The organism is Nitrospiraceae bacterium (assembly GCA_019637075.1).
Classification (GTDB): domain Bacteria; phylum Nitrospirota; class Nitrospiria; order Nitrospirales; family Nitrospiraceae; genus JAHBWI01.
Window position 1 is genome coordinate 124,622 of sequence record JAHBWI010000006.1, and the last position, 26,331, is coordinate 150,952.

Here is a 26,331-nt window from a genome sequence, read left to right on the forward strand (position 1 = left end):
GCTATTTGTCCAATGTGTCAAGGCCTGCTTATATTTTTATTTGACAAACATTGGACAAGGCCATATACTAGAATCACCATATGAATACACATAGAATTCATAGGGTTGCAAGACTGACTGGGCTGAGCCGTGACGTGATTCGGGTATGGGAGCGGCGATACGGGATTGTCCAACCTTCGAGAAGTGTGAATCGCTATCGTGTCTATAGCGATGAGGATGTCGCGCTCCTGAGGTTCCTGAAATCTGAGCAGGACAAGGGCCGTTCCATTGGGGAACTCGCGTCGGAAGGGCGCGAACTCTTATTGATGCGAATGCGGACGACGCCGGCGCCGAGCGCGCCGGCTCAGCCGTTTGATCGGCTCCTCGATGAACTCATCGCCACACTCGAGCCCCTCGATCGCGCAGAATTTGAGCGGCGTCTCAATGGCGCCGTCGCGGTGATTCCATTCGAAGAAGCACTGCAATGCCTGCTGCTGCCATTACAGCATCGGATCGGCGAATTGTGGCATCAGGGCCGACTCAACGTCGGGGTCGAACATTACGTCACAAAGCTCATTCAACAGAAGTTGTTCTCAGTCATGAATCAGCTTCCGCTCAATGAGAATGGACCGCGTGTCGTGGTGGGCTGCCCGGCGGGAGAATTCCATGAGCTTGGGGCGCAGGCCGTGGCCTATCACTGCGCCATGCGGGGGTGCCAGATTTATTACCTCGGCCCGAACATTCCTATCGCGGACCTCCAGGCTTTCTGCCAACGCGTGGGCCCCGACCTCATTCTGCTGTCGATCGTCGAATACCAGACAGACGAGGAAGCCGAACGCTTCCTGCAGTCTTTGGAGATGATCGCAACGACCTGGCCCGTGGTGATCGGCGGCCAAGGGGCCAGCGCGATGAGCCATTTGATCGGGTCCCGGCATGTTGAGGTGCTCGACGATTCCGCCGCGCTCAACGCGCGCGTGCAAAACCTGCTTGCTCGACGCCTTCCGGCGAAAGCCTAGACGGCATTTCCTCGCACTTCGTTCAGCCACTCTCCGCCCTTATTCCCAGACGCACGAATTTCCGGTATGGTTCGCTTGGCAGCGCTCAGCGGCGGAGTATCCCAGATGGCAATCGACAGCGCGCACTACTACCGGCTCACCACTCGCATCTCGGGAAAAGATCTTGCGCTCGACGTGTCGCCCGACCAATCGGTGCGTCCTGTCCTTCGTGCCCCGGCGGATGTGAGCGGGCAATATTGGCGGTTCGTACCGGCCGGCGCAGGCCACCAGGCCCTGCGCAACGCCTATCTGGGAGAAGCGTTCAGCCTCGAGATGAACCAGCCGGCGGCGATCCGTCTGGCACCGACGAACCCCTCGCCGAAACAGGTGTGGATGGTTCAGCAAAGCAGCGCGACCTGCGCGCTCATCAATCAGGAAGGCGGTTCGCACTGCTGTCTTCGCGTGAAGGGAGGGGGGTTGACCGTCAGTCGTTCGACAGCAGCCAAGCCGAGACACCTTCGTTGGAGCGCGACGTCCCTCGCCACGGTGCCTCAGCCGGTTGCCATCCCGCCGCTCCAGCAGGCCGGCGACGTGTATTGCCCGGAAGGGCCAACCGATTTCAACTTCTATGCGCGCCCCGAAGGCACAGTCAGTGCCGTCATGATCTTCGTGGACTTTCCCGATGCAGAGGCCGGGTCCCTCTCCGCATCAGATTGTGCGGCACACCTGCTCGGGGAAGGCCGGGCTCAAGGTTTGTTCGAAGAACAAAGCTACGGGCATTGCCGATTGGCCGTCGACGTGCGATCCGACCTCGGCTGGAAACGGGTAACGCAACCATCCACGGCCTATGACTGTCACAATTTCCTCTCGCATCGGCAGTACGTGGCCGATGCCGCCGCGCGCTTCGCCGGCGAGATCGAGTTTTCCCAGTATCAGTTTGTCTTGATCGTGGCACCACCGAGCGCAGCATTCCTCGACTCGCCGGCGTTCAATGCACGTCCCGGCGAGGGAGTACCTCTGCCGAATGGAGAAATCAGGCTCGGGGTGACCTTCGGACGAGACAGTTACCGCAACAGCTACATCAATCTGGTGCACGAAGTCTCGCACCTGATGGGCCTGCCTGATCTGTATCCCTATGGCGGCGGGGTCGACAGTTCACGCGCCGGCTGCTGGGACATCATGTCCGACATTTTCCACTGCGAAGCCTTCATTGGATGGCATCGGCACAAAAACGGCTGGCTGCGCGCAGAAAGAAGCCATTACCTTCCGGAAGCCCCACAAGAACGCTACCTGACCCTCAGCCCGCTCTCGACCGGCTTCGGGACTTCCATGATTGTGGTGCCGATCGATGATGCACAACAACCGGGAAAAATTTTTGTGGTGGAGCTGGCGCAGCCAAGGGCAGGCACGGCGGCAGGCCCTCGACGAGATGGGGTGCTGGTCTATACGGTCAATGCGTCGATCCCAACCGGTCACTCACCCGTTGCGGTGCAGGCACGTCTCGTGAGCAACAGCCAGGAGCACGGCTACTTGTGCGAAGCAGCTTATCGGCCCGGCGATAGCGCGACGTTCACGGAGGATCACACCAGCCTGACCCTCGCGGTGTTGCAGCAATTCGGCGACTGTTTCCACGTGAAGCTGGCGATAACGCGGGCATAGGGCGGGCAAGAGACCATCGGCGAGCGACACCTGTTCATTCGGCTGCAGGCAAATTTACTGCGCGGGGGTCTCGACCCACTGCTGAGACACGATGAATCGTTGGATCGCCTCGCCTTCCGGAGATGTGCGGGCGACATTTGTGCTGCGAATGTTGTGTCCTTCTCCGAAGTGGAGGATGTAGTCTTCGCGCTCTTCGTGGATAAACTGCAGGTAGGCAAGGTTAATATGGAAGCGCCCCACCTTCAGCAGCTGCATAGGGTCCTTTCTGAACCAGCCCTCCGCGCAAGCTGCTCGCGACGGAGGCGGCTCGTTGGGCAAGAGCATCGCAGGCCTCGTTTTCCGGATGGCCGTCATGGCCCCGCACCCATTGCCAATCAATCCGATGGATCGCCGTGAGCCGGTCCAGTTCGGCCCACAGGTCTTGGTTCTTCTTCCGTTTCCATCCCAGCGTCATGGTTTTGATCAGGAGCTGAGAATCCGAATAAAGAACGACGCGGTACGACATGTCGAGAGTCTTCAACGCCTCGATGGCTGCCGCCATTTCCATGCGGTTGTTGGTGGTGTGACGCTCGTGCCCGGCCGCCTCGCGGCGGTCGGCCCCACGCTGAATGATATAGGCCCAGCCGCCGGGCCCCGGATTACCGAGACAACTGCCGTCGGTCCAGATGAGAATCTGCTCTATGGTCGAACTCTGTGGACGAGGAGGAGCGGACATACGATGTGCCAGGGTACACCATTAAGCGGATGGGCGTAAGAGGGAAAGTACGAATCCAGCAACTATCGTCGAATATGCGCGAGCGGTGGGCGCTAGGCCTTCATGGACCGATGAGCTTGCAGATCATCTTCCGTCATCGCCAAGCCACAAGACTGCTCCTGCAATCCTACCCGCACCGGTGTAGAATCCGCTGCAAACATTGAGGCCTGGGGGGACATGGCTCACGATTTTAATAAGCGTGTGCGCCGAACCGAACGCTTGTTCAAGTGGCTGGCACTGATTGCCTTTGTCTCCCTTATCCTCATTTGGATATTCGCGCTCGTGAAGTGATGCGGACGGCTGTCCGCTCACGATCAGACCCACCTGGGACAGGTAACGTTCGACCTTGTGCCTGGCCGAATGCGAGCGATGCAGGAATGGAGGCCACCAGCATTGAGAGGCTCCAGGAGCCTTTCTCGGCGGGGCTATGCCTACGCCGGTACGGCGTTACAACGGACAGAGTCGACGCGGCCATGGCCAGCATTGACAGGCGGGAAACCGCTGCACCACGCCAAGTCTCTGAAATCGTTGCAGGTTGAGGTGGGTGGTGCCGAAGCCGGGGTACGGGGGAACTTTTCATTGTGAAAATGACACCGCATCCCCCCGACACCTCCTTCCCTCAAAAAGCCAGCCCTCAAAATTTCTCGGCCATAAAAGTCCTTGGCGAAAGGAGTACCACTTCCTACTTTTTGAAAAGTTTCACATAGTCGGCAAAGATGAATAATCTATTTCTCTTTTGCCCTGTGAACTCTTTTAATATTCCTAGCTTTACGAAATCATCTATTAGTGTCGCGGCGGTATTCGTCTGCGCTCCAATCAGGCTCACTACTGCTTTTATGCTCACCATTGGTCGCTGATATAAACAGCGCATAAGAGTTTGAGCATTTTCCTGCCGGCGCACATGAAACGTCGGCATTAGTTTTCGCTCGATTCTCTCTTTAAGGGCAAGAATGTCCTTGAAAACCTGAATCGATAACGCTGTTGTCTCTCGCATACCAAGAAGAAAGAAACGCACCCATTCTCCTAGCTTATGAGCGGATCGTACCGATGTTAACTGGTCGTAATATTCGCCTTTGTGGCGTTCGAAAAAATCCGATAGGTACAACGCAGGTTTATCAAGTAAGCGGAAACTTACCAGATAGAGCACAATGAGGAGGCGTCCCAATCGGCCATTGCCATCCAAGAAGGGGTGAATAGTTTCGAATTGATAGTGGATAAGTGCGATTTTCAATAGATGGGGAACATGGATTTCCTCATTATGCATAAACTTCTCTAGGTCACTCATCAGGTCTTCCACATGCCGATGATGCGGAGGAATGAAGGTGGCATGTTTGAGACTAACGCCTATCCAATTTTGGCTTGTTCTGAATTGTCCTGGCTGTTTATGCTTTCCTCTCACACCTTTCAGTAATACGGCATGCGTGTCACGCAGCAAGCGATTTGAAAGTGGCATGCGAGGCAAGCGCTCAATTGCAAAATTGATAGCTTGAATATAATTTTGTATTTCCTGCCAATCATTTCTCTTTTCTGGGTCGAGATCCTTCTTTTCTAACAGAGCCTCTTCAATGTTAGTTTGAGTCCCTTCTATCCGACTGGAAGTCGTGGCCTCCTTTCGTATGTGCATACCTATGAAGAAATCCACATCTGGAATCAGCTGAGAATATGCGTTTAGCTCCCCAAGAAGACGATTCGCTTCCTCCAATAGCGTCAATGTCTCTGGTTCCGTTAAAGTCCACTCCCTGTTAATTAGAACGGGTAAAAAGCTCTTATATTCATACTGCTGCTCTAGCTCCCCAGATTTAAAGTCACTGATATTCATAGTCTTTTAGTCCTGCCCAAAGGCGATTTGATGTAACGAAATCTCTTATGTCAATTAGCGACGATAAATTGATATATATAAAAACGAATGTCAAATGGCAATTACATAAGGTTCTTCTTAGGGACTAGGCCTCAGCCAGGCTTATTGAAAGCAAAGTATGGACCTATCAGCACCGACAACTGAAACGCAGAAGATCACCGAATTACCTATAACGCGCAGACACAAAAGGCTTGCATCAGACTATGCCACCACCCGAGCGATCAGAGTTACTGGCAATTGCTAGTATCCACGCAACGATTCTTGCAATAACGGTCGCTGTTTTAGGAATTTCAGCTTCTTTGCTGAATGACAAGAAATTAGACCTTCTAAGGGATCTGGCGGAAGATCAAAGAAAGGTCGAGGTACGGTTTCCAATTGGGGACGCACGCAACTTTAAATGGGATGACCCGGCGTTTGCTACAGGGCACAACCAAACCCGTGACAGCGCAGTGAAAGCCATGTTAGATGCAGCGCGAACACCGATTTGCGGAGAAGGCATTACACAGAAATGCGAAACCGCCAGTAAACTGGGAGAAATCGCTTTCCCGAGGCTAGTGGCACTTGTTCACCATTACCCTTTCTCAAATGTTCGTGGCCCGCAAGCCATCATAAGGCGTCCTTTCAACACATCTCGTGCCCTCGCAGGTTGGAATACTGGACAGTACAAGAAGTGGCGAGACGACGTAATCAAGGTTGTTTCCATAACAGATGAGCCATATTGGGTCGGAGCATTAGAGAGTCAGGCTAAGGCATACCAAGCTAGTCTCGGCATCCCCACCAATCCGGATAGGGAGCGCGCCGTTGCGGAAGCCGGGCAGTTTATCAAGGATTTAGAGGAAAGGCTGCACGCCCTGCCTGATCAGAGAGGAACGGAAGCCAGAGATTTGCTCTTCCACATTGAAACGCAGCGAAGGTATTACAGGGACTTGGTCAGCACTACTCCGCCTAACTATGTCAGAACAATAAGAGACATTGTCGCGGAATTTATTTGGACGAGGGAGCTTCTTGATTCATCGGCAAGCTTTGGACTCCTCGACCATTATGGAGCTATAGACAGTCACAGCAAGAATGAGATTGCTTTCTATACAGTGCTCGGCACGTTCTTCTTTGGCGTTTTCCTTCCTTTAGTTGCTTGTCAACGAGTCTCGCAAAGCTCGTGGTGGTTTGTGCTGTTTATTGTCCTACCTTTAGCAGGGCACATTCTGACCGCAACCGTAGCTCGTGAGATGCTTGGTTTCTAAGGCAGGAGGTCCCTCGTCACTTTCTGACTGCGGAGTAATCTGAGGGTTCTACCCCATTTCCACGTGTAAGCTTCCCTGTCAACGCGACAGTGCCAATGGAGAACTTCGGGCTTCAAGATTGGCCCGATACGTGGCCGGCGGGAGTCCCGCCAGCGCGTCGTGCGGCCGCTCCTCGTTGTAACTCTGTAACCATTCCGCTGTGATCTCCCGGACCTGTTCGAGCGACTCGAACACGTAGGTATTGAGGACTTCCGTGCGATAGGTCCGATTGAATCGCTCGATAAAGGCATTCTGGTCCGGCTTGCCGGGCTGGATGTACCGCAGTTCAATGCCGCGCTTCGCACATCAGGTGATGAAGCGCTCGGCAAGCAGTTCGGGGCCGTTATCGAGCCGAATCGCCTGCGGTCGTCCGCGCCAGGCCACCACTTGCTCCAAGACGCGAATCACCCGGTCCGCGGGCAGCGACGTGTCGACGTCGATCGCCAAGCCTTCCCGCACGCCCTCATCCAGCACATTGAAGGTCCGAAACCGGCGGCCGCCGTAGAGCGTGTCGCGCATGAAGTCCACGGCCCACGTGGTATTCGGCTGTGGCACCACGACCAACGGTTGGCGTAGCCGAACCGGAAGCCGCTTCTTCGTCCGCCGTGGCAAATTCAGCCGCAACTGACAGTACACGCGCCAGAGCCGCTTATGGTGCCAGGGATGGCCGAGGTTCCGCAGCCGATCGCAACACTTCCAGAATCCTCAGCGACTCTTGGCCGCCACGAGCGTGGTCAGGGCCGCAATCACCGGCGCATCCCGCCGCGCCCAATCCACAAGCGGCTGATAGTACGTGGCGCGGCTCAATCCCACTGCACGGCAGGCCCGCTGAACCGGAAGGCCGTTCACCGTCACCAAATGCGTGACGACCTCCCGTCGGTCAGCAGGCCCTAGAGCTTTTTTGCGAGGACATCCTTGAGGGCCAGATTCTCCAACGACAGGTCGGCATACATCCGTTTGAGCCGGCTGTTTTCGTGCTCCAGCTCTTTGAGCCGCTTCACATCCGAGGCCTCCAGCCCCCCGTACTTGGCTTTCCACTTGTAGTACGTGGCGGAGCTGATGCCGTCGTGCCGCCAGATCTCGTTGACCGGACGGCCGGCATCGGCCTCTTTCAGAATGGAGACAATCTGCGTTTCAGTGAACTTCGACTGGCGCATGGGAACTGCCTGGCTGAGGGTGACTATTGTGCCAGAAAGTTCTCCGTTTGACTGTCTACGGTTTCGGGGAGCTTACAGGCTGGCGTGTGTTAGAGGAAGACGACCATCGATGGGGTATCCATAGTTTTGTGGTCGAGGATGAAGGAAGGACTGTGATCGAGTCAGGTGGGAGTTTGCCGGATGGTGCGCCAGCGGTGTACCTGGCAATTGCGTGGAATGTTGAAATCGTGGAGCAGTTGAAGAGGAATGCAGAAAGGGAAGCAATACTCTTGCAGTGATGGCGCAGATGTGGGGCAAACCCTTATGATGGGGCAGCTTGTCTATGTAGCAGGTTGCCCCCCTTTATTTTGTGCCACAAGCAAATGTTCTGTTGTATCTGACAATTCCGACACTCATTGCTTGTGCATTGGCCGACCTGCCGTAGAATTGGCCGTTAGCATTAGTATAGGTACCGACGGTTGTCTCATCCATCGCAAGCAGTGTAGCTGGTCCGCGACAATACTCATCGGCAGCTTCCTGATAATTCGCATCACTGGCCCACTTTCCCCCCTGGACAGTGACAGTGTTCTGCCTCTTATCAAAAGAAACGATCTTGATATGCGAGCAACCAGACAAAGCAACAAAACAAAAGAAGGTCGCAACACCAAACACACCTCTCAACATACGCCCTCTCTCTCGAATGGATGTTTGGATTATTCATTTGAACAACAATGAGAAGACGGAAACTGCAAGGGAAGCAACTGAGATGAAGATCGCTAAGTACGATCTGTAGGCATTATTCAAGTCAGCCCGTTGTCTGAGTTCGACATCTGCGGCAATGTACAGCGGAGAGCCCTTGTCCTGAGATCGAAGCAGAGAAAGCAGGTTGTCATCGGGTGCATACCTGATTTTGTTCTGGTCCGGCATATGCTTGTATCCTTCAAGCATATCCAGGTCTTCTCTTATCTCATCCGCGTTCATTCAGGCTGCCTCTGGTAGCCTCGTTAGAATTGTCAGATGATGTATACAATAACCGTTGACAAAGATTATTGACATGCAATAAAAGGAAAGCCCCTGGAGTTCGTGGCTCCAGAGGCCTCCCCGTCCTAAGCTCTACCTTCCCTTGCGCCGGTCTCTAAGGCGAAATGCCTTGAGGCCGTATTGAGAAGCGTAGATACGCTTTCCGTTCCGCAGCGTAATGTACTTGACGTACACATAATCGCCGGGGACTTCAGGTCTTCCCTTTTCCACGGGCCTTGCTCCTTTCTGGGGCACCATCGCCCCGCCGTTAGGCGAGTGATGCCTGTAAGGAGTGCCAGTCAAAAGGGATGCTTCGGACGGCGTTTATGTATCAAGTTTGCCGGAACGTGTCAAACAAAAATCATGCCAGTCTTTGCTCCCTGCTAGTTTCGCAGGAACGGCCTCAGGTTGACCCGTTCAAGATGCTGCTTGAGGACCGCCAAGGGAGGCCCCAGGTACACTGCCTCGTGAACATCCTTACCGCTATGCCCTAGCAATTCCCTTCTGGTCTCCCCATCTACACCAGCCTCGTAAAGCTTCGTTGTCATGGTCGGACGAAAGGAATGCAGACTCTTTTCCCCTGGTATGTTGAGTTTGAGCAACAGACGATGAAACCACTTTGCAACCAAGTCACCGGCAGTCCCTCGACCCATGCCACGACCTTTCTTCTTCAGAGCGAGATGCTTCGGGAACAGCAACAACTCACCCTGCGCCTTCATCGAGTCTACGTACTTCAGGAAACCAAGTTCAATCAGGTGCGAGTGGATCGGGACACGCCTTCGGCTCGCCTTGTTCTTGAGTCTTCGGCCTCTGCCTGGATCAGGCGCAATGTCGAAACAGTTCAGGCCCTCTTCGTCCTTGATGTCAGAGAGGGCAAGATTGGCAACTTCTTCGCGCCGAGCACCAGTGAGAAGGAGAAGCAGGGGCAACCAGTACCGAGCGGCGGAAGTCACCTGAGCATGTTCCCCATCCTTCAACTGCCTCCTGTACTCGCTGCTTGTGAACACCGCCTTGATGTCAGCATCCGAGAATGTCTCAGTCTGCTTCGCTTCGATGCCTTGGTAGGTCAGGCCGTCAACCGGATTGGTTTCAGAGTATTTTCCTTCGTTGATTAGCCATGAGAAAAAGTGCGTCAGATGGGTCAGGTCTTGGTTGATCGTCTGCTTCGACAGCAAGTCCTTCTCCGGCCACCCCGGATGGCGGCCATCACCTTGAGCACGCTTCAGGACATCCTTGAGCGCCATCCCAGGGAACTTCTTCGAGGCATTGCTAGGGAGCTTCCTGATGGTGTCACGATAGGTGATGCAGTCCTGTTTCGTGATGGTGTGAATAGGCTTGTCACCACCGAGTTCCAAGAACCTCTTCAGGACATTCCGCTTGGCTTCGATGGTGCCCGGCGCTCTGTGCTCGAAGTGCTTCAGGTATGCAGGGATGGCTTCTGACAAATGGAAGACCGCCTCCGGATCACGAATGGTGGCCGGTTCCGGTGTAGTTGGACTTATGCGATCTGTCGGACCATCGAGGGGCTCACCATACTCTTCTCCATAGTTGCCCTGTACTCAACCTTGATCTTGCCAGCAATGACGCTCTCAGCCTTCAGCAGTTCGCGGCAGAGCAGCTTGTGAGTCTGCGAGCCTTCCTGAAGATCCTTGATGTCGTACCGTCGAAGGAACTCTTTGAGCGTAGCCGAAGGCAATGCCTTCAGGTTGTTCTCTCGGAGGCCTCTGGCGTAGTCCTCAAGGTTGCTTCGGGAGAAGTCTGAAAGACGATCTTGCCACTGCCCGTTGACCTCGTTGGTGAGATCAGTCGAAGCGATAGACTCCTCCCACTCATCCAACCTTTCCTTGATGTATCGAAACACGAGGAAGCGAATCTGAGTGAGCGTCATCGAATGGCCGTGCCGTTGTAGATGAAGGAAGAGTGCCGAAGCGTTTCCCTCGACCACCCTTGATCTCAACTCTGCCACGGCCTGGTCAGATGTGCCGAGAGATTTCCAGATTTCTTCCTTGCCGAGGAGTGACTTCAGATCAGCGGGAACGAAGATGCGAACGTAGATTGAGTGACGATTGGACCTTCGCACAAGACGACGTACCGTAGCCAGTCACCTGGTCTACCGTAGCCACTGTACGTATCTGCTTGTTAGATCAGAACAGGAAGGAAAGCTGGTGCCGAAGCCGGGATTTGAACCCGGACACCCTTGCGGGCGCTAGACCCTGAATCTAGTGCGTCTGCCAGTTCCGCCACTTCGGCCCTAGGTGGATGCTGAAATAAGCCTACAACTGCGATCTCGCTTCACTTAAACCGTCGACATACAAAACCGGAGTACGCCTTCGGTTTTCGTGCGCTGCGGCCTTGTTCTAGGCTTGTTTGAGCATCCCCACCGGAGAATCGCTCAATTCTTTGTCAGCTCGCTCCAGCTCAGTGCGAACTACCTGCTAAGCGAACGCGGATTATCGCTGATCGTCATTCACCCGTCAAGGTGAGGGAATGACGATGCTCCAGGGACCGTCCGGCGTGACGGTACGAAGGTCGCCGCTCAGGACGATGCGCTCACGGACCAAGCCTGCGCTGGCCAGCAACCAGGGCCGCCGGATCAGGGGCGCTTCGTCGGCCAGCAGCAGGTCGAAGCGAATCTTCTTGAACAGAGGATCGGCCGCCACCCGAGCCGCAGTCGTGACGACGACGCGGCGATTCTGCACGAACGCCTGGCGGTTAGTGTCCTCTTCGGCCGCCAGCAGCTCGCGAATCTTCTTGGTGCCGCCCAACTTCACGATCTCTTCCTTGAGTTCGGCAAATTCGGGCTTCATTTCCTTCGGCACCGCCGCCTCGGGAATCAGCTCGTCGATCCGCTGCTTTGCAATGTTGAGTTCCTTCATCAGGCCGGCGATCTGGCGGTCATAGATCTGCTTATATTCACGCAAGGATTCGACGTTCTTCCCGACGGCCTGCATCGAGAGCCGCTTCCAAATGGGCAACTCTTCATACTGAGCGAGCGTAGCGTCGATTTCCTTGATCTTGCCCTGTAGCTCGCTCAAGTGGGTCAGCAGGCGCCATTCGAGGAGCCGCACTTCGTCCAGATCCTTTTGCTTCTGAGCCTTGTACGCCAACAACGGCGTCAGCTCGCGGAAACGCTCGTATTTCTTCCGCAAGGCGGCCTTTTCAGATCGAGCCTTGGCGTAGAATTGGTGCATCTGCGCCTCGAAACCCAGCTCGCCTAGAGGAATGCCGGCCTGTTCGCGACCCAACGCCACTTCATAGCGGCTGAGCCAGCTCCTATAGGTGAGGCCGGCGCCTTTCATGGCGCGCGCCAATACCAGGGTGACCGCATCGGCGGATTGATGGTCCGGCGTGACCAACAGAATTCGCTTATTGGTTCGGGTGAGCTCGATCGCGAGGGTCGCAAGCTTTTGGCGTCGCGCCGCAAGATCCTCCTGCCACAGAAGCGTCAGAACCGTGGTGGATGCCATCGACTGCAGGGTGGCCACATCGCCCGATTGCGCTGCATCAAAAACCGGCAGCAGCCGCTCTGCCGGCCCCAGGCTGTAGGAGGCGCCGGTTCGGCTCATGTCGGCCAGCCGGCGGCCCACGGTTTGGGCAAATCCGCTGGCGTCGGGTACCAGCGTCACGGACGGCACAAGATCCCCGATGGGATCGAAGAGCTGCAGCACAAGCCGGTCGCCGTGCTGCGACAACACGACCCCTTCGGTCGGTTCCTCGTCATCCGGCAGCAAAACGGTGACCGGAAAGTCCACGCCGATCCGAACGTCGGGGGGCAACACAAACTCATACAGCTGCAACGCCCCGACAGTCTGTAACCTCCGCCCCTGCGAGGCCGTCACCGGCTGATCCCGGCCTCGTTCGGCGTCGGAGGCCGCCTCCGCGTCCATTGCCATAGCCATGTGCTCGAGCCATTGCTCGAGCGTTGCTGGGACCAGTGTCACCGTGGGTGCTCCTCATGAGGCCGGCTGTTCAGGATTGCTGCACAGGCGGGACTCTGCCGTTGGGCCCCGTATCTTAATGAGTGCGCGGAGAGTCTGTCCAGGGACCTGCGCCCCTCAAAACCGCCTTCCACCCGGAATCGCCCCTCCGTCGATTCATCCGGAATTTCACTCAGGCGAATTGACTTTTCCCCAGGGCGCCAGTATGCTTTTTCCCTTTCCACTCAAAGGAGTTGCAGTATGAAGGTGATTCTACAGGAAACTCTCGAAGGCGTAGGCAATCTCGGCGACCTCTTGGATGTCTCGGATGGGTTCGCCCGAAACTATTTGCTGCCCCGCCGCAAGGCCGTGCTGGCGAACGACCGGAACATCAAGGAATTCGAGCACACCAAGCGCGTCGCAGCGGAACGGGCCAAGAAGGAGCGGCAAGAGATCGAGGCTCACGGGAAGAAGATCTCTGCGGTGTCGTTGACGATCGAGGCGCAGGTCGGGAAGGACGACAAGATGTTCGGGTCGGTCACGGCCAAGGACATCGCAGAAGGGCTTGCCGAGAAAGGCTTCACGGTGGATCGCCGCAAGATCCAGCTGGCGCAGCCGATCAAGGAGTTGGGCACCTTTACGATTCCAATCAAGCTGCCGCGCGAAGTGACGGCGAGCATCGCCGTGCAGGTTGTGAAGAAGCAGGGCGCGGAACCGGAAGCGGAAGCCACGGCCTAGTCGAGCCAGATCGAGCGCGGCCCTTCCCGGGCCGCAGCGCACCCGGAGGAATTGAGAAATAATGGACGAGCTTATCGGTTCGTTGGATGCACTGAAGTCGACCGATCCCGACACGTACGAGGCCATTCGGGCGGAGGAACAGCGGCAGCGTGAGAAGCTGCTCCTCATCGCCTCGGAGAACTTCGCCAGCCCGGCGGTCCTGGCGGCCCAAGGCTGCTTGATGACGAACAAGTACGCCGAAGGGTATCCGGGGAAACGGTATTACGGTGGCTGCCAGCATGTCGACACCGTCGAAGACCTCGCCATCCAGCGGTGCAAACAGATCTTCGGCGCCGATCACGTGAACGTCCAGCCCCATTCCGGGTCGCAAGCCAATATGGCCGCCTACCTCTCGGTGTTGAAACCGGGTGACACGATCCTCGGATTGGATTTGGCGCAGGGCGGGCACCTCACGCACGGCAGCAAGGTCAACTTCTCCGGAACCATTTTCCGAGCCTTCTCTTATGGGGTGGACCGGCAGAGCGAAACCATCGACTATGCAGCGGTGCAGAAGATCGCGGAGGAGTGCCGTCCACGTATGCTGGTGGTCGGAGCCAGTGCCTATGCCCGCACGCTGGACTTTGCGAAATTTCAAGCGATCGCGAAATCGGTCGGCGCGTACTTGATGGTCGACATCGCGCACATCGCCGGTTTGATCGCGGCAGGCCTGCATCCCAACCCGGTGCCCTACGCCGACTTCGTCACCACGACGACCCACAAGACCCTCCGCGGACCACGCGGTGGCGTCACGATGTGCAAGGCCGAGCATGCGAAGGCCGTCGACAAGATCATTTTCCCGGGCCTGCAGGGCGGTCCGCTTATGCACGTGATCGCCGCCAAGGCGGTCGCCTTCAAGGAAGCATTGTCTCCCGGCTTCAAACGCTATCAGCAACAAGTGTTGGCCAATGCCAAGACCTTGGCTCAGGGTTTGATGGAGCGGGGGTACAAGATCGTCTCCGGCGGGACCGACACCCATCTGATGCTGGTGAACCTGACGAACAAAGGCATCACGGGGAAGGAAGCCGACGCCGCGCTGGACGCCGCGGGCATCATCGTCAACAAGAATGCCGTGCCGTACGACGAAAAGCCGCCGGCCATCGCCAGCGGTATTCGATTAGGAGCACCGATCGTTTCCACCCGCGGCATGCGCGAAGCCGATATGCGAGAAATCGTCGCGCTGATCGACCGCGTGTTACAGCATCCGCAAAACCAAACCGTACAGGCTGAGGTTCGGGCGCAGGCGAAGGCTCTCTGCAGCCGCTTCCCCATCTTTCATGCCTACGATTCATCTCCCGCTTAGGCAGGATATGTCCCGGTGAAGTGCCCCTTCTGTGACGATGTAGAAGACAAGGTCGTCGATTCGCGTATGGCGAAGGAGGGCGAGGTCATCCGACGCCGGCGCGAATGCCTGTCCTGCAAGCGCCGCTACACCACCTACGAACGGGTTGAAGAGACGATGCCGGTGGTCGTGAAGAAGGACGGCCGCCGCGAGCCGTTCGACCGGGGCAAGATCGTCGCCGGACTGAAGAAAGCCTGCGAGAAGCGGCCGATCAGCACCGCCACGATCGAAACCGTCACCGATCGAATCGAAAAGCGCATCCAAGAACTCGGCGAAACCGAAATCGACAGCACCGCAGTGGGCGAGGAAGTCATGCGGGAACTGTCGCAGTTGGATCAGGTGGCGTACGTCCGGTTCGCATCGGTATACCGCGAGTTCAAAGACATCGACCAGTTCATGGACGAGATCAAGGCGCTCGCCCAACAGCGCCGGGAACGCTAGTTGGCCGTTCCGGTGTGCTCGAGGGTTCTTCCCCTCCCCTCCCTCTGCTCTCGTCCTTCCCGACGGTTCGTGTCTGATACGATAAACCACCGCCGGCTTTCCGGTACGAGGGGTGTCTGAGACTATGGCCGCGACAACAGCGAAACGAGACCGCCGGCGCACCGGCCGCTCTCGCGGAAAAGGCCTTCCGGGAACGACCAAGGTCGCGATCATCGGCGCGGGCCGCGGCGGCACCGCCCTGATGGAAATCTTCGCGACCGATCCCTTGGTCCGGATCGTCGGGGTCGCGGAAATCAACCCGAATGCACCGGGGCTGGGGCTGGCCAAGCGCCTGAAGATTCCCGTCACCCGCAATTATCGCCGGCTACTGAGCCTGGAACGGATCGACCTGGTCATCGACGTCTCCGGCAACGCCGAGATCGGCGAGTACTTGATGGACTTCCATCGCATGGGCGTGACCGTGATCGGCGGCGCCAGCGCCAAGTTCATGTGGCAGCTTATCGAGGCACGAATTCGCGCCACCGCCGAAATCGAGAAGACGTTGAACAAGTATCAGTCCCTGTACCGGTTGTACGTGAAGGAAACCGGGGCCGCCGTGACCGAAGAACGGACCAGGATCGCCTGCGAGATCCACGACGGCCTGGTGCAGAGCTTGGCGGGGGTGAACTTCAAACTGGAGCTGTGCCAGGAACTACACCGGAAAGACCCGAAGGAAAGTCTTGCGACGTTGCGTGAATCGAAAGCGCAACTGAAGCTGGCCATCCAAGAAGCCCGTCAGGTCATTTTCAATCTGCGCCCCCTCCATTACGACAAGATGGAGTTGGTCCCGGCCCTGACCAACTATCTTCGATCCTACGAGACCCAGTACCACATCAAGACGGAATTCTCGGCGGCCGGCGACGAGAAGATCCTCTTTCCGCGCACCAAGATTTTCCTCTTCCGCATCGTCCAGGAAGCCTTGAGCAACGTCCAGAAGCATGCAAAGGCCGATCGGGTGTCGGTACGGCTGGATATTCAGCTGGACCTGCTTCAGGTGACCATTACGGACAATGGCATCGGGTTCGACATGGAGGCGGTGCTGCGGGACCCCGAAAAGTGGGATCACTTCGGGGTCAAGGGAATCGTCGAGCGCGCCCGTTTAGTGGGGGGCGAAGCGACGATCGAGTCCAAGAAGGGGCGTGGCACACGCATCGTGCTCAAAGTCCCGCTAGCCGACAAGGAGACGATTCGCAATGGAAAAGATTAAGGTCCTGATTGCCGATGATCACCGCGTCGTCCGAGAAGGATTGGCCGCGATCCTGAAGACGAAAGACGACATCAACGTCGTCGGGGAAGCACAGGATGGCGTCGAAGCGGTCGAGAAGACGCGGACGCTGCTCCCGGATGTGGTGCTCATGGATGTGAGCATGCCGCGCATGGGCGGTGTGGAAGCCACCCGGCAGATCAAACGGGAATTTCCCCACATCGGCATCGTGGCCCTGACCATGTATGAAGAACAACAATATATCTTCGACTTGGTTCGCGCCGGAGCGACCGGCTATCTCCTGAAAGACTCCGAGTCTTCCCAAATCGTCGCCGCCATTCGAGCGATCTATCGCGGCGAATCCCTGATCCATCCGTCGGTCGCGAGCAAGATCCTCGCGGAGTTTTCCCTCATGTCCCAGAAGAAGGGAAAGAAACCGGCCTGGGTCGAGCATGACCTCACCGAACGTGAAATCACGGTCCTGCGCCTGGTCGCCGACGGCAAGACCAACAAGGAAATCGCCAACAGCCTCGACCTGAGCGAGAAGACCGTGAAGAACCACGTGCGCAACATCTTCCACAAGCTTCAGGTCTATGACCGGACGCAAGCCGCGATTCTGGCTATCCGTAAGGGCCTCATCGAGCTGGAACCAAGGCCGTAAGGGAGCGACCTGACATTAAAGTTGTAGACATATCCCCATAGAGGCAGTGCTGCCTACTGACGACCTCTTCACCAAATCTCACTCCTCCTGGTGGCGGACCTATCGCAGCCTGGCCGCCGGGATTGGGCCCTTCGGGGAGGGTGGCAGCTTCAACTATCACATCCAACTCGCCGCGGTGGGAACGGTGTTACGGCTCCAGATGCCGGACTTCACAACAAGAAAAGGGCGCGGGAGTCTTTTCTTGAGGCGGATGGACGGCTTCAGGTAGAAGGGCCGCATGCCCCGCCGTCCGCGCCTTCCTACTGGAGACTTCGTGTACCATGTCCTGAACCGGCGTGTGGGGCGGCTTCCCCTGTTCGACAAGCCCACCGCTATGCGGCCTTCGAGAAGATCCTGGCGGAGGCCCACGCGGCCACCCACATTCGTCGCAAGAAAAGACTCCCACCCCTGTTCTCTCTTTGGCCCCTCCTGGAAATCTCATCTCACCACAGTGGAGAGAACGTCGAGGACGCATTCTTTCTAGACTCGAGGCAATATGCTATAGATACGAACACGTAACTATAGGACGCAGACATTAAGAGTGCATGCTTCGGTCACAGTTTGCAAACTGGAGAAATCTTGTAAGGTGCTCTCGTAAATCGCACGACGAATCAGGTGTTCACGCACAGCTCATGAAAGGGTAACGGCATGCAAGATATGGGCAGACATAGCATTCCCGGGGCGCTACTCTCCTTCTGGATCATGGCGCTCCTATTGATTTCTGGGAGTGGCTGTACTGTCCCGCTGTATAAAGACTCATTCAACAAACAATATGAACAACAACAAGCCGAAGCACTACGGTTTTTGAACGCTCCGCCCAATCAGCCGTCCAGACCAGACGAGATTCTTGCGAGCACTGTTTCAGAGCTGACGGAGCGATCGATGAAGGAACTCGGCTCACGAAACGATATTGTGCTCGTGATGTTTGTGGCCCAAAATGAGGTGACGACCACACTCTATAAAATCAGGGACACCATGCGGTCCAGGGATCCGAAGTCGTCCTTAAACCCCTATTGGGTGATTGATGTCCCCGGATTAGTCGGAGACCCACAAACGAATTGCGGTGTTGTGGTCGGTCACTGGTATGCGTACGAGAAATATCCATATCGTGCGCCATGGGAACGAATTGTGGATGCGGTCTTAGAACGGGAAGCGACGTATGGCACATACCTTTACTCGCACAACGGGAAATTTCTCCTGACCGAAGATGGCCAACCCGAGATGGAGGCGCTACAAGAGGTTTGCTTCCCAGGTCACGCATTAGCCTCGACTCGTTTCGATTCGTTTGGGGCGGCCAAACAGAGCCGTCCGGCCTTGGCGCGGTGGAGGCCGACATCTACGTCAGATGAATTTGCCACTGTGCAGACGACGACAAAAGATGTGGTTGCCAAGACACTCATGGGCGACACGCTAGTGGGACAGGCATGCGTCAACACCGTGAATATTAACCTGAGGATCACCGATGTCTTTCTCAATAATCGCGCTGAGCAGAATGACCCGATGTACTTAATGAAGGGGGTCTTGAAGGTCTCTCGCAATGCACAGACTTCCCCGGAGATTGCCTTGGTAGGAGCCATTTCACGAGTAAATGGCGTCGTGAATCTCGCGGCCTCAAGCGAAGAGCCCAATCCCCGTTACAGAAACACCATCATTTCGCTTTTTAGAGATGATGCGGACAGTGGATTGGAAGGAATGATTGAGGGCATGGAGGAAACTGAGACTGCGGGGTGCGACGATGTTCGGCTCACGAGCAAGAATGGGACGAAATTGACTGCGTTTCCCAAGATGACGGCCCAGGTTGCGTTCTTCTTCTCCAACCCCCAAATGGCCCCTCGATCCAAACTTTATTCAGTCTACTGGCTCAAAGTCGCGGAGGCCCGTGACAGTATTGATGCACCGTATTACCTTGGATCTCGCTACGAACAGCGCGGCGCGACGGACCCGAATTACTATGCCCTCGCAGTGCAGTATTACTTAGCAGCGACCACCGCCTACGATGATGCAAGGGCACAAGCCGCTTTAGGGCGCATGTATGAGAAGGGGCAAGGAACAAAGAGAGACCCGGAGAAAGCCGAGCAGTGGAGCAGCGTGGCAAAGACCACCCGCCAAGGCGCTACGCGCATATGTGCGTCCCCGCAAGTGAGAGAAGTGATTCAACGTCTTCTTACGCAGGTCTATCTCCAGAACAAGGCTGGGTCTGAGGCGATGAACGCTCTGACCGGGATTCGTCCAGACCGAGGGGAGATCACGATCAGCAAAGTGACGGCTGAAGACGTGTTATCGTTGAACCACGCGTTTATCTGCCGCGCTAAAGGCGGGTTTGATAATCCCAATTTTCAGATGGAGATGCCTGAGACAAAGATTACCGTTTGGAGAGACCAATACGGCAACGTAACTACTACGGACAATTCAATGGAACAGTTTTCGTCGCAAGCAGGACCCGCACTGATGAACGAAGCTGCCAGAAACGTGGTGAACTATCTCACGTTTAAGCTGACGCCATTAGGCAATAGTCGTTTCAAAATAACCTACCGAGGCCCAAGAGGCATTCAGTCGGAGGAGCTCCAGGTAAACTAGTCCCCCACGTCTACCATCTTGGTGAGAGCTGTCCCTCCATGGAGTGCATTCACGGGGCAGGTCGCAACGCCGAGCCAACTCTCTTCATTGATGGAGTCCCCGTTAAAGACGGATCACGCATCATCAAAGTGGAAGGCAATATTACCGTTATGGGATTTCTAGTGAAAAGCCCTGAGTTATTGAAAGAGGGGGCCGCGCTGGAGGTGCGCATGCCAGATCAGCCCAGCACGAAAGCTACAGTGCCTGGCGAGCTACAGAAAAATAACATTCGACCTCTCTCAGAAGATGCCGCAAGACGACCGAATATATCGTCCTTTAAAGAGTGGCTAGAACGGGGCAAGTGACCTTCACCGGATTGGATTTCAATAGAGAAAAGAAAAAGGATCGTAAACACAAACTCCCGCCCCCTTTCTCTTCCTCCCCAAGCAGGGTCCCACTCTCGGCTTGCCGAATGGCCTAGACGATCTGCTCTTCGGAGAATCGTGACTGCTTCAACGATCCGCTCCTTTCGTCGAGGACCGCCGAAGCCGGTATCGTACTCTGGATTTGACTTGCCGCCGTTTTCGGGGGAGACGTCACTCAGAGGAGCGGAGAATTTATCTGCAACTTTAATGGCAGCTCACAAGGGACCGCGTCAAGACGCCGCTCGCCGCTGGGAAGAGGCGGATGAAGCAGTGGAGATGTAGTCGCACAACCGGCGGGCGATGATGCCGTTGGACAGCCAGGGATAGTGGCCTTCCGAAGCTTGATGACCGATTTCCGCCACGAGTTGGTCCTCGTTGCTTCCTCCGAGTTCGTGGATCATCGGGGCAAGACGGCGTTGCGCTTGCCTGAATACCTGATCGACCAACTCCCAAGCCCGATCGTCACCCTCCGTCCGCACGAACGATTCCGCCGATATCGCGCTTGCCGCAACGGTCAGCAGTTCTTCACCGATTGCTTCGATCCTGGCCTGTCGACCTTGATCGTCGCGGAGCCCTTTGCCATGGCGGACCATCGCCCAGAAGATGGCGCGCGCCAGCCGGCGGCTGCTCCGTTCCACCTGACGCAAGATGGTTTCGAGCCGGGGATCGCACGACCCGTTAATACCGCGCAGCGACTGCCGGCGCCAGAGACTCAGGTACCAAGGGACATAGAAGCAAACCAGCTTCAGCCATTCCCAGAGCCGCTGGGTCTTGCCGACTTCCGTGCCGAGGTATCGCTGGGCCCGATCCAGGTGGGGACTCAATCCTTCCCTCGCCACGAAGGGTCGGAGAATATCCGTCGCGCCTTCGCCGATGCGGTACATTTCGGCATCCCGCACCAACTGTTCGATCCCGAATGCCGGCTCCCCTCGGCGTCCCTTCGAATCCGCCGTTTCATACCCCATCCCCCCGAAGATGACCTGCGCATCCTTCAGGAAACGAATCGTGGTCTCCGAACAAAAGATCTTGGCGACGGCGGCCTCGATACGAACGTCGTAGCTATGTTGTTCCGCCATCCGCCAGACCGTCGAGGCCAGCGCCTCCATGGCCCAGAGGTTGGCAGCCATCCGCCCCAGCCTGACACGTTGCGTCTGGCGTTGGCTCAGGGGCCGTTGAAAGGTCAGGCGTTGATTGGCCCGGTCGAGCGTCGGCTGCCACGCCTGTTTCGCCATGCCGAGACAAATGGCCGGGATGCTGACGGCTCGCCCTACGTTGAGAATGGTAAGGGCATACTTCAGGCCTCGCCCGACCTCACCGATCAGGTCGTCAGCCGGAATCTTCACATTGGAAAACGTCATGTAGGCGTTCTCAATGCCGCGACAGCCTTCGAACTGACAACGCTGCCGGACCAGCACCCCCGGCGACCTCATATCCAATACGAAGGCGGTGTGCACCAGCTCCTCCGCTCCTTGGCCATCTGGACAGGCAACCCAGCGGGTCTGCTCTCTTTGTCGTTCGCGCCTTGCCGGGACCCTGGCAATCAACGTGACATAACGGGCGATCGAGCCGTTCGTGCACCAGAGCTTCTCGCCGTTGACGAGAAACGTGGTGCCGCTGGGATCCAACACCGCCTCGGTTTGAATGTGCGCGGCATCCGACCCCGTGATGGATTCCGTGAGCGCAAAAGCCGAGACGGCCTCCCTGGCCACGACCGGTAGGTATTTGCGTTTCTGTTCTTCGTTTCCGAACAGCAGCAGCGGCATGGCGATTCCGATCGACTGCGGTACCGCCACGGTCAGGGCGAGAATGTTGCTCCAACTCGCCATCAACACGAGGGCCCGGCCATAGTTGCTGTAGGACAAACCGAGGCCTCCATACTGCGTGGGAATTTTCATCCCGAAGGCCCCGAGTGCAAAGAGCCCCTGAAGCACGGAGTCCGGGATTTTTGCGGTACGTTCAATTTCGTCGGGATCGACTTCCGTGCGCAGAAACGTTTCCAGCCGGGGACGGAATCGTTCCCACAGTTCCTGTTGCTCCGGCGGCTCCTCCGGAGCGAGCAAGAGGGAGAAATCCGGCTTCCCGACGAAGAGGCCGGCCATGAAGCTGCGACCGCTCAGCCGCTCGCGCGCTTCTTCGATCCGTTCCAAGCCTTTGAACAGATGTCCCACCGTATCCCCCCTCAGGTGGCGCGGCACAGTGCCGCCGGTTGTTGCACCGCTTCAAAACGTGCGGTGAAATGCCGCAAGACCGGTGCTTCGTACGTCATGGTCAAGCCCTGCACACGGTCTCGTTGCCGATAGAGTTCGGCGATCGATTCAGCGACGTACGCGATCTGCATGCTCGTATAGACCCGTCGAGGAATCGCGAGCCGCACCAATTCCAGTTCGGGATGAATCGTCCGGCCGGTGGCAGGGTCTTTTTTCCCGAACATCACCGTGCCGACTTCAACGCCGCGAATGCCATACTCTCGGTAGAGCGCGACGGCCAGCGACTGGGCAGGAAACTGTTCACGCTCGAGATGCGGGAGAAACTCCTTGGCATTCACATACACCGCATGGCCACCGATGGGCTTGAGGATCGGTACGCCCGCCTGCTCCAGCATCTCACCCAGATACCGAACCTGGCCGATCCGAAAACTCAGATAGGCCTCGTCCAGCACCTCGCGCAACCCGCGCGCCATCGCCTCCAAGTCGCGGCCGGCGAGGCCCCCGTAGGTTGGGAAACCTTCGACCAGAATCAACATGTTGGTAATGTCCTCGGCCCACCGGTCATGGTTGAGGCTCAGAAACCCTCCGATGTTCACCAGCCCGTCCTTCTTGGCCGACATCGTACAGCCGTCCCCGTACGAGAAGAGTTCTCGGGCAATCTCCAGGACGGATTTGTCGGCATACCCCGGCTCACGCTCTTTGATGAAAAAACAATTTTCGGCGAATCGGCAGGCATCGAAAAAGAGGGGAATACCGTATCGATCCAGCAACGCTTTGGTCCAACGGACATTCTCCATCGCCACGGGCTGACCACCGCCGCTGTTGTTCGTGATCGTCAGCATGACGAACGGGATGCGTTCCCGGCCGATATGCTCGATCGTATCCTCCAGTCGCACCAAATCCATGTTGCCCTTGAACGGCACCTCGCAGTGAGGGTCGTACGCTTCCTTAATCACGAGGTCGAGCGGATAGGCCCCCTGATGCTCGATGTTGGCGCGGGTGGTGTCGAAATGGATGTTGTTCGGCACGCACATGCCGCTCTTGACGACGGTGGAAAACAACAGGTGTTCGGCCATGCGGCCTTGGTGGGTGGGGATCACATGCCGATAGCCGAAGATCGAACGGACCGTGTCCTCGAAATGGTAGTAGTTCTTGCTCCCGGCGTAGGACTCGTCCCCAAGCATCAACCCGGCCCACTGCATGTCGCTCATGGCCGAGGTACCGCTGTCGCTCAGCAGGTCTACATACACGCTTTCGGCGGGAACTCGAAAAAGATTGTAACCGGCTTGGCGCAGGAGACGCTCTCGCTCCTCCCTTGTAGTCAATCGAATGGGCTCAACGACTTTGATCTTGAACGGCTCCGAGGGAAATTTCATGGGATGACCTCCGGAAACGAGCCAATTCCGCCTTGAAGGCTTTTGGGCCGGCGTATTCGAAGACGTACCGGGTCATGTCGAAGAGCGGAGCAGGATCGAGGTCACGCAGCAGTTCCGGCTTCCAGGTGATCTCGAGTTGATTGATCATCGTGATCGGCGTCATGGGCCCGACCATGCCGAGCTGCACCTGGCCGTATGATCGGGAGAAGATGAGAATTTCGCGGTCGAAACAGGCGGTGTTCAAATCGCTGGCTGCGCCCTGCTGTCGATAGTCTTCTTCGAACCGTTGGAACGCGGGCGCCCGTTCCAGTTCATCTCGAAATGCAAAGAAGATCGCGATGCCGGCACGTTGCTGGTCGTCCATGACCTGAACGGCATCCGCGACGACCCCCTCCTCCTGCATCTGCTCGCGCGTGAGCACCAACAGACGTCGGATGGCGACCCCGCGTTTGACGGCGCCTTGATTGGCCAGGAGATAACTGGGATAGAGGGCTTCTCCTTTCTTCCAAATATTCCATCGTTCCATGATGGCGTCGATGGAAGTGGTCGCGGTTTGAACGAGTCGAACCGCCTCCGCGTTCGCCTCGGCTCCTTCATAGAGAAGGGTCTGGGTCTCGAGCTGACGCAGTTCACGACCTATCGCTTCCACCTTACGCGGAATGTATTTGGGGGATTTCGGGACATGGAGCATCACGTCAACTGCCGTAAGCGCCAGCGTCCAATATTCCTTCGCCTGCCTGGGAGCCTTATCCTTCTGCGCAATCAGCAGCAACTCAACGGGATTCTTGTCCAGCAACTTCGCCATCTTGATGCAGAGTTCAGGCTTGGGGATCTTCAGGCCCCGCCGCATCAAATTCGCCTCGGGTTGCGCAATGCCAAGCTTTCCGGCCAGCGCGTAATCGCTGGTAAGTTCGTACCGCTCCTTGATCGCATCAAAATAGGAAGCAATCTCTGCCATTCCTCGCTCCTCTCAGCACATGCTTTCGTGGCGTACCGACCGCCCCATATCAGGCTGCGTGCGGATGGACCTCGTGTGGCGTGAAGTCCGGAGACCGCCGCCGGTCCAACCCCACCCAAAACCCTTCGAGATAATCGAGGACGGCTATGACTCCCTTGCGAAAATCCTCGTTCCCCTGATCGGCAGCCTTCAGGCTGGACGTTCCTTGAACCGCCGCCACGGCATGTTCCATCGCCTCCTCGTGCGTCGCTTCGAGCTCACGATGGTAAGTGAAATAGGTCAGATCGAGGCTGGGATGGCGGGTGAATTTCACGTGGGTCAGGCCGGGGATCAACTGATCCCACATGCTGATGGCCATGTTTTCCAGCCCGAAGCTGGCACCCAGAGCCAACGCATGATTGCCGTCGCTGTAGAGCCGTTCCATCCCTTCGATGTATGCGCGGGTGGAAGGCAGCATCGGACTCGTCATCGCCTCATGGATATCGACGCCGAGGGAACGCAGAAAATCTCGATAGAGCAACTCGTGACGCCGTCGAGCCTCGCCGTCGCCCAGCTCTGAATACAGCACCTTGGTCAGTTCATCCGCTACCTGTTCATCCTCGGTGTTCACAAGCTGCGCCACCAGAATGCGGGGAAAGAACCGGGCAAAGCTGTAAAACTCCACAGCGAACTCTTTGAGCTCACTGTCGCTGAGATCCCCGAGGCCAAACCGGTCGAGATAGGAATTATTGATGGCTCCGTGGCGAAGCACCAGGTTCCGCATGTCTTGATAAAAGCTCATGGGCACCTCCCGATTCCTGGTCGATATATCCCGGCGGTCTTTCAGCGCGAGTACGACTCTGAATCGGAATGATATAGTTTTGTTATTGCCATATCAATAGGCAGTCTCCTCTTATCCATCTTTATCTATAATGCTTTCCTCCACTCATGGCACGAGCACATGGCCGCCAGACCTCCTCCATGACCATAAATAATATTTTCGCCCTATCATTTGATATTTCTCTTATGTTATCTTTTGCCTATTGGCAAGAGTCGAAGACTCGGATCCCTCGGCAGATCGCTCCTCACTCCCGTCCCGCAAGCAGAGGAGGCTTCGCCATGCACGTCACAACCGGGATCGATCACATCACTCTCTGCGTGGAGAATCTCGATGCAGCGGAGTTCCTTTTCACCAAAGTGCTGGGCTTCGATCTCTTGTGGTCGGCGCGCGATGTCGGCAGCGAGAAATCCTCGATGGATACGGTGGTCGTGCAGCGGGGAACCGCCCGGATCGCGCTCATGCAGGGCCGCGACAAGGTGTTGCGCTCCCAGATCAACGAATTCATCGGCCGGTTCGGGCAGGGCGTCCAGCACTTCGCGCTCGAGGTGGAAGACATCGAAGCCGTGTGCCGTGAGTGGGAGGAGCACGGCGTCAAATTCAGCGGCCCGCTGAAAGAAGGGCGAGACGGTTTCGGGCCGCTCAAGCAACGATTCACGTACCCGCTCTTTCCGGCCAGCGGGCTTTTTATCGAGCTCACGCAGCGGGAACAGGGCGGAGAAAAATCCCAAACGTTTGTCCGCAGCACCGTCGAATCCCTCTATCGAGACATTGAGCGGGATCAGGCACTGGGCGTCGAGCGCACGATCATCGATTACGGCTCGCCCGCTGCTCCGAAAAAGCGCAGACCGTTGAAGCACGCGTCCTGACGATCACATCGCGCCTCCGGCAAGG

23 protein-coding genes, 1 tRNA gene and 1 pseudogene are annotated in these 26,331 nt (G+C 56.7%); 11 read left to right on the plus strand and 14 right to left on the minus strand.

Features of this window, described 5'->3' with window-relative positions:
* Positions 1 to 80 precede the first annotated feature (80 nt).
* A complete protein-coding gene (locus KF814_16005; GenBank protein ID MBX3237651.1) occupies positions 81 to 995 on the plus strand; it encodes a cobalamin B12-binding domain-containing protein in 915 nt (304 codons plus the stop codon).
* Positions 996 to 1,061: 66 nt separating this feature from the next.
* On the plus strand, positions 1,062 to 2,633 hold the full coding sequence (locus KF814_16010; GenBank protein ID MBX3237652.1) for a hypothetical protein: 1,572 nt from the start codon (positions 1,062 to 1,064) through the stop codon (positions 2,631 to 2,633).
* A gap of 54 nt (positions 2,634 to 2,687) precedes the next feature.
* On the opposite strand, the gene KF814_16015 is transcribed toward KF814_16010, so the two are convergent.
* From KF814_16015 to KF814_16025, 3 genes are all read right to left on the minus strand, one after another.
* Positions 2,688 to 2,888, minus strand: a complete 201-nt coding sequence (locus KF814_16015) for a hypothetical protein (protein ID MBX3237653.1) — start codon at positions 2,886 to 2,888, stop codon at positions 2,688 to 2,690.
* Entirely contained in the window at positions 2,854 to 3,348 is a 495-nt protein-coding gene (locus KF814_16020) for a ribonuclease HI (GenBank protein MBX3237654.1), read from the minus strand. Before KF814_16020 ends, KF814_16015 begins: the two co-directional genes overlap by 35 nt.
* 721 nt (positions 3,349 to 4,069) lie before the next feature.
* Positions 4,070 to 5,206, minus strand: a complete 1,137-nt coding sequence (locus tag KF814_16025; GenBank protein ID MBX3237655.1) for a Fic family protein — start codon at positions 5,204 to 5,206, stop codon at positions 4,070 to 4,072.
* A 242-nt stretch (positions 5,207 to 5,448) separates the two neighbouring features.
* Between KF814_16025 and KF814_16030 the strand changes: the two genes are divergently transcribed.
* Positions 5,449 to 6,486: a hypothetical protein gene (locus tag KF814_16030; protein MBX3237656.1), complete on the plus strand. Its 1,038-nt coding sequence runs from the start codon at positions 5,449 to 5,451 to the stop codon at positions 6,484 to 6,486.
* A 78-nt stretch (positions 6,487 to 6,564) separates the two neighbouring features.
* On the opposite strand, the pseudogene KF814_16035 reads toward KF814_16030, so the two are convergent.
* The 7 genes and pseudogenes from KF814_16035 to KF814_16065 all read right to left on the minus strand — a co-directional run bounded on the left by KF814_16035 (position 6,565) and on the right by KF814_16065 (position 12,622).
* Positions 6,565 to 7,682: pseudogene (locus KF814_16035) on the minus strand (IS3 family transposase).
* Between the two features lie 342 nt (positions 7,683 to 8,024).
* The gene (locus KF814_16040; protein ID MBX3237657.1) at positions 8,025 to 8,345 is read right to left on the minus strand and encodes a hypothetical protein; all 321 of its coding nucleotides are present in this window, start codon (positions 8,343 to 8,345) and stop codon (positions 8,025 to 8,027) included.
* Positions 8,346 to 8,378: 33 nt separating this feature from the next.
* A complete protein-coding gene (locus tag KF814_16045) occupies positions 8,379 to 8,642 on the minus strand; it encodes a hypothetical protein (GenBank protein MBX3237658.1) in 264 nt (87 codons plus the stop codon).
* A 422-nt stretch (positions 8,643 to 9,064) separates the two neighbouring features.
* The gene (locus tag KF814_16050; GenBank protein MBX3237659.1) at positions 9,065 to 9,925 is read right to left on the minus strand and encodes a site-specific integrase; all 861 of its coding nucleotides are present in this window, start codon (positions 9,923 to 9,925) and stop codon (positions 9,065 to 9,067) included.
* Positions 9,926 to 10,179: 254 nt separating this feature from the next.
* A complete protein-coding gene (locus KF814_16055) occupies positions 10,180 to 10,569 on the minus strand; it encodes a hypothetical protein (protein MBX3237660.1) in 390 nt (129 codons plus the stop codon).
* A gap of 275 nt (positions 10,570 to 10,844) precedes the next feature.
* A tRNA-Leu gene (locus KF814_16060) sits at positions 10,845 to 10,931 on the minus strand.
* A gap of 224 nt (positions 10,932 to 11,155) precedes the next feature.
* Complete coding sequence (locus tag KF814_16065; protein ID MBX3237661.1) at positions 11,156 to 12,622, minus strand: hypothetical protein; 1,467 nt, start codon at positions 12,620 to 12,622, stop codon at positions 11,156 to 11,158.
* A gap of 237 nt (positions 12,623 to 12,859) precedes the next feature.
* Here KF814_16065 and rplI point away from each other — a divergent pair, with 237 nt between their 5' ends.
* The 7 genes from rplI to KF814_16100 all read left to right on the plus strand — a co-directional run bounded on the left by rplI (position 12,860) and on the right by KF814_16100 (position 20,019).
* On the plus strand, positions 12,860 to 13,336 hold the full coding sequence (gene rplI, locus KF814_16070; GenBank protein MBX3237662.1) for a 50S ribosomal protein L9: 477 nt from the start codon (positions 12,860 to 12,862) through the stop codon (positions 13,334 to 13,336).
* A 61-nt stretch (positions 13,337 to 13,397) separates the two neighbouring features.
* Positions 13,398 to 14,675, plus strand: coding sequence for a serine hydroxymethyltransferase (locus tag KF814_16075; GenBank protein MBX3237663.1), 1,278 nt, complete (start codon positions 13,398 to 13,400; stop codon positions 14,673 to 14,675).
* A 15-nt stretch (positions 14,676 to 14,690) separates the two neighbouring features.
* Entirely contained in the window at positions 14,691 to 15,155 is a 465-nt protein-coding gene (gene nrdR / locus KF814_16080) for a transcriptional regulator NrdR (GenBank protein ID MBX3237664.1), read from the plus strand.
* A gap of 124 nt (positions 15,156 to 15,279) precedes the next feature.
* On the plus strand, positions 15,280 to 16,401 hold the full coding sequence (locus KF814_16085) for a Gfo/Idh/MocA family oxidoreductase (GenBank protein MBX3237665.1): 1,122 nt from the start codon (positions 15,280 to 15,282) through the stop codon (positions 16,399 to 16,401).
* Positions 16,388 to 17,059, plus strand: coding sequence for a response regulator transcription factor (locus tag KF814_16090; GenBank protein ID MBX3237666.1), 672 nt, complete (start codon positions 16,388 to 16,390; stop codon positions 17,057 to 17,059). The genes KF814_16085 and KF814_16090 overlap by 14 nt, the downstream gene beginning before the upstream one ends.
* A 687-nt stretch (positions 17,060 to 17,746) precedes the next feature.
* Positions 17,747 to 19,675 carry a sel1 repeat family protein gene (locus KF814_16095; protein MBX3237667.1) on the plus strand — a complete coding sequence of 643 codons (1,929 nt, stop codon included), beginning with the start codon at positions 17,747 to 17,749 and terminating at the stop codon, positions 19,673 to 19,675.
* 38 nt (positions 19,676 to 19,713) lie between these two features.
* A complete protein-coding gene (locus KF814_16100) occupies positions 19,714 to 20,019 on the plus strand; it encodes a hypothetical protein (protein ID MBX3237668.1) in 306 nt (101 codons plus the stop codon).
* A 290-nt stretch (positions 20,020 to 20,309) separates the two neighbouring features.
* Here the strand turns inward: KF814_16100 and KF814_16105 are convergent, their stop codons facing one another.
* From KF814_16105 to KF814_16120, 4 genes are read right to left on the minus strand one after another with little or no spacing between them, the layout of a single operon-like run.
* A complete protein-coding gene (locus KF814_16105) occupies positions 20,310 to 22,247 on the minus strand; it encodes an acyl-CoA dehydrogenase family protein (protein MBX3237669.1) in 1,938 nt (645 codons plus the stop codon).
* 11 nt (positions 22,248 to 22,258) lie between these two features.
* The gene (locus KF814_16110) at positions 22,259 to 23,662 is read right to left on the minus strand and encodes a tryptophanase (GenBank protein ID MBX3237670.1); all 1,404 of its coding nucleotides are present in this window, start codon (positions 23,660 to 23,662) and stop codon (positions 22,259 to 22,261) included.
* On the minus strand, positions 23,622 to 24,620 hold the full coding sequence (locus KF814_16115; protein ID MBX3237671.1) for a hypothetical protein: 999 nt from the start codon (positions 24,618 to 24,620) through the stop codon (positions 23,622 to 23,624). Before KF814_16115 ends, KF814_16110 begins: the two co-directional genes overlap by 41 nt.
* A gap of 49 nt (positions 24,621 to 24,669) precedes the next feature.
* The gene (locus KF814_16120) at positions 24,670 to 25,401 is read right to left on the minus strand and encodes an iron-containing redox enzyme family protein (GenBank protein ID MBX3237672.1); all 732 of its coding nucleotides are present in this window, start codon (positions 25,399 to 25,401) and stop codon (positions 24,670 to 24,672) included.
* A gap of 317 nt (positions 25,402 to 25,718) precedes the next feature.
* Here KF814_16120 and KF814_16125 point away from each other — a divergent pair, with 317 nt between their 5' ends.
* Positions 25,719 to 26,306, plus strand: coding sequence for a VOC family protein (locus KF814_16125; GenBank protein MBX3237673.1), 588 nt, complete (start codon positions 25,719 to 25,721; stop codon positions 26,304 to 26,306).
* Positions 26,307 to 26,331: the final 25 nt, after the last annotated feature.

What these genes read in the sequence shown, in the direction of transcription:
- KF814_16005 (MBX3237651.1), top strand. Translation starts at nt 81, where the DNA reads ATGAATACACATAGAATTCATAGGGTTGCAAGACTGACTGGGCTGAGC.
- KF814_16010 (MBX3237652.1), top strand. Translation starts at nt 1,062, where the DNA reads ATGGTTCGCTTGGCAGCGCTCAGCGGCGGAGTATCCCAGATGGCAATC.
- KF814_16015 (MBX3237653.1), bottom strand. Translation starts at nt 2,888, where the DNA reads ATGCAGCTGCTGAAGGTGGGGCGCTTCCATATTAACCTTGCCTACCTG.
- KF814_16020 (MBX3237654.1), bottom strand. Translation starts at nt 3,348, where the DNA reads ATGTCCGCTCCTCCTCGTCCACAGAGTTCGACCATAGAGCAGATTCTC.
- KF814_16025 (MBX3237655.1), bottom strand. Translation starts at nt 5,206, where the DNA reads ATGAATATCAGTGACTTTAAATCTGGGGAGCTAGAGCAGCAGTATGAA.
- KF814_16030 (MBX3237656.1), top strand. Translation starts at nt 5,449, where the DNA reads ATGCCACCACCCGAGCGATCAGAGTTACTGGCAATTGCTAGTATCCAC.
- KF814_16040 (MBX3237657.1), bottom strand. Translation starts at nt 8,345, where the DNA reads ATGTTGAGAGGTGTGTTTGGTGTTGCGACCTTCTTTTGTTTTGTTGCT.
- KF814_16045 (MBX3237658.1), bottom strand. Translation starts at nt 8,642, where the DNA reads ATGAACGCGGATGAGATAAGAGAAGACCTGGATATGCTTGAAGGATAC.
- KF814_16050 (MBX3237659.1), bottom strand. Translation starts at nt 9,925, where the DNA reads ATGGCGCTCAAGGATGTCCTGAAGCGTGCTCAAGGTGATGGCCGCCAT.
- KF814_16055 (MBX3237660.1), bottom strand. Translation starts at nt 10,569, where the DNA reads ATGACGCTCACTCAGATTCGCTTCCTCGTGTTTCGATACATCAAGGAA.
- rplI (MBX3237662.1), top strand. Translation starts at nt 12,860, where the DNA reads ATGAAGGTGATTCTACAGGAAACTCTCGAAGGCGTAGGCAATCTCGGC.
- KF814_16075 (MBX3237663.1), top strand. Translation starts at nt 13,398, where the DNA reads ATGGACGAGCTTATCGGTTCGTTGGATGCACTGAAGTCGACCGATCCC.
- KF814_16085 (MBX3237665.1), top strand. Translation starts at nt 15,280, where the DNA reads ATGGCCGCGACAACAGCGAAACGAGACCGCCGGCGCACCGGCCGCTCT.
- KF814_16090 (MBX3237666.1), top strand. Translation starts at nt 16,388, where the DNA reads ATGGAAAAGATTAAGGTCCTGATTGCCGATGATCACCGCGTCGTCCGA.
- KF814_16095 (MBX3237667.1), top strand. Translation starts at nt 17,747, where the DNA reads ATGCAAGATATGGGCAGACATAGCATTCCCGGGGCGCTACTCTCCTTC.
- KF814_16100 (MBX3237668.1), top strand. Translation starts at nt 19,714, where the DNA reads ATGGAGTGCATTCACGGGGCAGGTCGCAACGCCGAGCCAACTCTCTTC.
- KF814_16110 (MBX3237670.1), bottom strand. Translation starts at nt 23,662, where the DNA reads ATGAAATTTCCCTCGGAGCCGTTCAAGATCAAAGTCGTTGAGCCCATT.
- KF814_16115 (MBX3237671.1), bottom strand. Translation starts at nt 24,620, where the DNA reads ATGGCAGAGATTGCTTCCTATTTTGATGCGATCAAGGAGCGGTACGAA.
- KF814_16120 (MBX3237672.1), bottom strand. Translation starts at nt 25,401, where the DNA reads ATGAGCTTTTATCAAGACATGCGGAACCTGGTGCTTCGCCACGGAGCC.
- KF814_16125 (MBX3237673.1), top strand. Translation starts at nt 25,719, where the DNA reads ATGCACGTCACAACCGGGATCGATCACATCACTCTCTGCGTGGAGAAT.